We start from the raw sequence: 4,613 nt of genomic DNA on the forward strand, positions 1-4,613 counted from the left end.
GCTACCGGCCGGTGCCGGCCGGCGCCGGCTGATCGTCCTGTTTCTGGCGTGTTGGGTGGTCATGGCATGCTGGCCGGGTGACCGACGGGGGCAGGGGGTACCGACCCGGACTTCTTCGTGTCCTACACGCAGGTGGACCGGCCGTGGGCGGAGTGGATCGCCTGGACGCTGGAGGACGCCGGCTACCGGGTCCTGTTCCAGGGGTGGGATTTCGTGCCGGGGTCGAACTGGCCGGCGCTGGTACACCAAGGGGTGCGGCGGGCCGAGCGGCTGGTGCTGGTGGTGTCCCCGGCCTACCTGGAGTCGGTGGGTGGGACGGCGGAGTGGCAAGCGATGTGGGCGGCCGATATCGCCGGCGGGGCACGTCGCCTGCTCCCGGTCCTGATCAGCGAGTGCGAACCCGGGGCGTTGGGGCTGCTGGGCACGCGGGGGTGGATTGATCTACGGGATGTCTCCGGGCGGCGGGACGGGGATGAGGAGGTTGCCCGGTCCCGGTTGCTGGCCGGGGTGGAAGCCGCGCAGGTAGGGCGGGGGAAACCGGCCGAGCCGGTACCGCTGCCGGAGCGGGTCGGGTCTGGTGCCCCGCTGTTTCCCGCGGATCTGCCGGCGGTGTGGAACGTGCCGGCCCGGCTGGCCCGGTTCGTCGGCCGGCAGGCGCTGCTCGATCAGCTGCACCGGGAGCTGTCGGCTGCCGGGCTGGTGGCGGTGACCACGGTGGCGGGGATGGGCGGAGTCGGCAAGACCACGCTCGTCATCGAGTACCTCCACCGCCACGCCGACGCGTTCGACCGGGTGGGTTGGGTGCCGGCGGAGAACCCGGAGCTGATCGGCAGCTACCTGGCCGAACTGGCCCCAACGGTGGGCCTATCGCGGGAGGCGGTGGTGGTGGCGGTGGCGGGCTGGGCACGCCAACCCCGGTCGCTGCTGGTGTTCGACAACGCCGACGGCCCCGTGGTGCTCACAGCTCTGCGGCCGTCACCGGGGCCGGGCCGGCTGCTGGTGACGTCCCGGCGGGCCGGCTGGCGGCAGCTCGGCCAGGTGGTGGACGTCCCGACGCCACCGCGGGCCGAGGCGATGGTCATGCTCACCGGCCGGTTCCCGGACATGGATCCGATGGTGGCCGATCGGATCTGCGACCTGCTAGGGGATCTGCCGTTGGCCGTCGAGCAGGCCGCCGGCTACCTCGACCAGACCGGCATACCCCCAGGCGAGTACGCCGACCTGCTGGTCGACCGGTTGGAGGACATGCTCGGCCGGGGGGCGGTGCCCGACCCGGTGGAGCGGGCGGCGCGGACGGTCGCCACCCTGTGGGAGCTGTCGATCGCCCGGCTGCGCCGAGAGCATCCGGCTGCGGTGGCGCTGCTGGAACTGTGGGCGTTCTGCGATGCGGACGCGATCCCGTTGGAGTTGTTCACCACCGTCCCGGACGCCCTCGGCGGACCGTTACGGGAGGTGGCCGCGGACCGGGTGGGGTGGGCGGAGACGGTCGGGGCGCTGGTCGGCTACAGCCTGGCCCGCCGCGACACCGACACGGTCAGTGTGCACCGGCTGGTCCAGGCCGCGACCCGGACGACCCTGACCGTCGAGCAGGCGGCGGGCAGGGTCGGGGTGCTGGTGGAGGTGTGCGCCGCCGTCCTGCCCGGGGACATCAGGGGGAATCCGGCGGTGTGGCCGCGGTGGCGGCGCTGCCTGCCGCATGTGCTCGCGGTCCTCGCACGGGCCGACGGCGCCAACCCGCCGCCCGGCGGGCTGACCTGGCTGTGCGACCGCACCGCCGTCTACCTGGACGAGCACGGCCAGCCCGACCAAGCCGTCGCCTTGTTCCGCCGTGTCCTGACCCTCGAGGAGAGCACCTTCGGCCCCGACCACCCCGACACCCTGGCCGCGCGGGGCAACCTCGCCAGCACCTACCGGTCGGCGGGGCGGATGGAGCAGGCCATCGCCCTGCACGAGCAGACAGTGGCCGACCTGCTGCGGCTCCTCGGCCCCCGACCACCCCCACACCCTGCGCTCGCGGCACAACCTCGCCAGCACCTACCGGTCGGCGGGACGGGTGGAACAGGCCCTCGCCCTGCACGAGCAGACCCTGGCCGACGCCCTGCGGGTCCTCGGCCCGAACCATCCCTTTGTTGTCACGGTTAGAGAAAATCTTGCCGGTGCCACGAAGGCTATGAAAGCTGCCACGGACAGCACGTAATGGCGCGGGTTCATCGGGAAGCTGTTCGGGCGGTGTGGGTGGGACAGGTCCGAGCGGTATGCGCGTCGAGGCTGCATACTGTTCGTCCTACTGGAAGTTGTTGATCCCTGACAGCGGATGTGGCCTGCCGTGGGTCTGACTTCTCGGTCGGATCGTCACCAACCTGAACCAGACGCTCTCTCGGACACGTCACCGATCATCAGTGGCCCAGGAATTCAGGCGCCGACGGAGCCGGGCTGGTTCGTGCTCGGGCCGTTGGGCTCGGCGTAGTCGACCCGCACCAGCCGGTCCGCCGAGTAGACCGCCGAGGTGACGCTCGCGAGCGCGCACTGGCGACGGTCCGGCCGGTGCCAGAGCTTCTGGCCCTCCAGCGCGCGCCGGGTCGTCCACACCGGCAACTGGTGACTAACGAGCACCACCTCGCGACCGGGGAAGGCATCACGCCACTCGGCCACGGCGGCGATCATGCGTCCGGCGATCTCGCTGTAGGGCTCACCCCAGGACGGCCTGAACGGATTGATCAGCACCCTCCACATCCGCGGATAGCGGATCAGAGCCGGCCCGGCCTCGAACGGCTTGCCCTCGAAGACGTTGCGGCTCTCGATGAGGCGAGGATCGACGTCCACGCCGACGCCCAGGGCCTGCGCGATGGGCGCGGCGGTCTGCTGCGCCCGTTCGAGCGGGCTCGCCACGACCGCGGCGACGTCACGTCCGGCCAGGAACTCCGCCGTAATCTTCGCCTGCCGGACCCCCGCTTCGGACAGGCGGAACCCGGGCAGCCTGCCGTACAGGATCTTCTCCGGGTTGAACACCTCACCGTGGCGTACCAGGTGGACGGTGGTCAGCCCGTCCGGCGACGCTGCTTCAGGCGCTGGGGACCGATGCTGGCGGATGGGGCCGGTTGCCCCGGGCCGTGCAGGTGTCATGGACGCTTCCCTCCAGCGCTCGCGGCCGGGATCGGTTCGGGCACGCCGGCCGCGGCACGGGCCGCCGCCGGCGCGGCGCCCGCGATCCGCTCGACGACCTCGTCATCGTGTGCCGCCGACACGAACCACGCCTCGTAGCCGGAAGGCGGCAGGTACACCCCGGCATCCAGCATGGCGTGAAAGAACGCGGCATACCGGGCGCTGGACTGCGTCCGCGCTCCCGCATAGTCGACCACCGACGGTGCGTCGGTGAAGAAGAAACTGAACAGTGAGCCGGCGCTGCTCGGCAGGTGCGGCACTCCCTGCTCGGTCAGCGCCGTCGAGACGATGCCGGCGACGTCGCCGGCGCGCGCGTCCACCGTGGCGTACACCTCGGGCGTGCAGGCGCGCAGGGTGGCAAGGCCAGCGGCGACGGCGAGCGGGTTACCCGACAACGTCCCGGCCTGGTAGACGGGGCCGGCCGGGGCAAGGTGGGCCATCACCTCGGCGCGCCCGCCGAAAGCCGCCGCCGGCAGCCCGCCGCCCATCACCTTGCCGAAGGTGAACAGATCCGGAGCCCATCCCTCGACGGCGCCCTCTGCTCCCCACCAGCCGGCCGGGCCGATCCGGAAACCGGTCATGACTTCGTCCAGGATGAGCAGGGCACCATGGACGTCGCACAGCCGCTGCAGCCCGGCGTTGAAACCCGGCAGCGGTGGGACGACCCCCATGTTCGCCGCGGCGGCCTCGGTGATGACAGCGGCGATCTGCTCGGGGTACTCGGCGAAGGCTGCCTCCACGCAGGTCAGATCGTTGTAGGGCAGGACGATCGTGTCCGAAGCGGTCGCCGTGGTCACCCCCGGCGTGTCCGGCAGACCGAGAGTTGCCACCCCCGAACCCGCGGCGGCAAGCAGCGCGTCGACATGACCATGGTAACAGCCGGCAAATTTTATGATCTTCGATCGGCCGGTGAAGCCACGGGCGAGCCGCAATGCGCTCATGGTGGCCTCGGTCCCGGAGTTGACCAGCCGGATCTGCTCGATGGGCCGCACCCGGGACACGATCTCCTCGGCCAGTTCGACCTCGCCCGGACTCGGCGTGCCGTAGCTCGTGCCCCGCGACGCGGCCACCCGCAGGGCCTCGACGACCGCCGGGTGGGCATGCCCCAGGATCATCGGACCCCAGGAACAGACCAGGTCGACGTATCTGCGGCCGTCCACGTCAGTGAGGTACGCACCGTTCCCGGACACCATGAAGCGCGGCGTGCCGCCGACCGCCCTGAACGCCCGAACAGGCGAATTGACCCCGCCGGGAATGATCCGCTGAGCTCGACGGAACAATTCCTCGGAGGCTGCGGCCCCGGACACGACTGACATGCCACCGATCCTCGCAGGTCGGCGCCGCACCCCGCTGGCCCTGGTCGTACCAGCGGCGTCGTACCGGTCGTACCAGCGGCTTGGTGCCGGCCGATAGCCCCGGGCTCCGCCTGCCGAAAATCCGGGCTCCGCCTG

3 protein-coding genes and 1 pseudogene are annotated in these 4,613 nt (G+C 71.3%); 2 read left to right on the top strand and 2 right to left on the bottom strand.

Features of this window, described 5'->3' with window-relative positions; translation table 11 throughout:
* Positions 1-117: 117 nt before the first annotated feature.
* A pseudogene (locus DD1DGNOD_RS23455) lies at positions 118-1,947 on the top strand (TIR domain-containing protein); the annotation flags it as partial.
* Between the two features lie 106 nt (positions 1,948-2,053).
* Positions 2,054-2,197 carry a hypothetical protein gene (locus DD1DGNOD_RS31390; protein WP_430827859.1) on the top strand — a complete coding sequence of 48 codons (144 nt, stop codon included), beginning with the start codon at positions 2,054-2,056 and terminating at the stop codon, positions 2,195-2,197.
* A gap of 215 nt (positions 2,198-2,412) precedes the next feature.
* Here the strand turns inward: DD1DGNOD_RS31390 and DD1DGNOD_RS23465 are convergent, their stop codons facing one another.
* Together DD1DGNOD_RS23465 and hemL are read right to left on the bottom strand one after the other, a co-directional pair.
* Positions 2,413-3,123: a histidine phosphatase family protein gene (locus DD1DGNOD_RS23465; RefSeq protein ID WP_131768587.1), complete on the bottom strand. Its 711-nt coding sequence runs from the start codon at positions 3,121-3,123 to the stop codon at positions 2,413-2,415.
* Positions 3,120-4,478: a glutamate-1-semialdehyde 2,1-aminomutase gene (hemL, locus tag DD1DGNOD_RS23470; RefSeq protein WP_131768588.1), complete on the bottom strand. Its 1,359-nt coding sequence runs from the start codon at positions 4,476-4,478 to the stop codon at positions 3,120-3,122. The genes DD1DGNOD_RS23465 and hemL overlap by 4 nt, the downstream gene beginning before the upstream one ends.
* Between the last annotated feature and the right edge of the window lie 135 nt (positions 4,479-4,613).

The sequence above is a fragment of the Candidatus Protofrankia californiensis genome (assembly GCF_900634765.1).
Lineage (GTDB): Bacteria > Actinomycetota > Actinomycetes > Frankiales > Frankiaceae > Protofrankia > Protofrankia californiensis.

Excerpts from the sequence above, each read along its gene's own strand:
- DD1DGNOD_RS23465 (WP_131768587.1), bottom strand. The coding sequence starts at position 3,123 with ATGACACCTGCACGGCCCGGGGCAACCGGCCCCATCCGCCAGCATCGG.
- hemL (WP_131768588.1), bottom strand. The coding sequence starts at position 4,478 with ATGTCAGTCGTGTCCGGGGCCGCAGCCTCCGAGGAATTGTTCCGTCGA.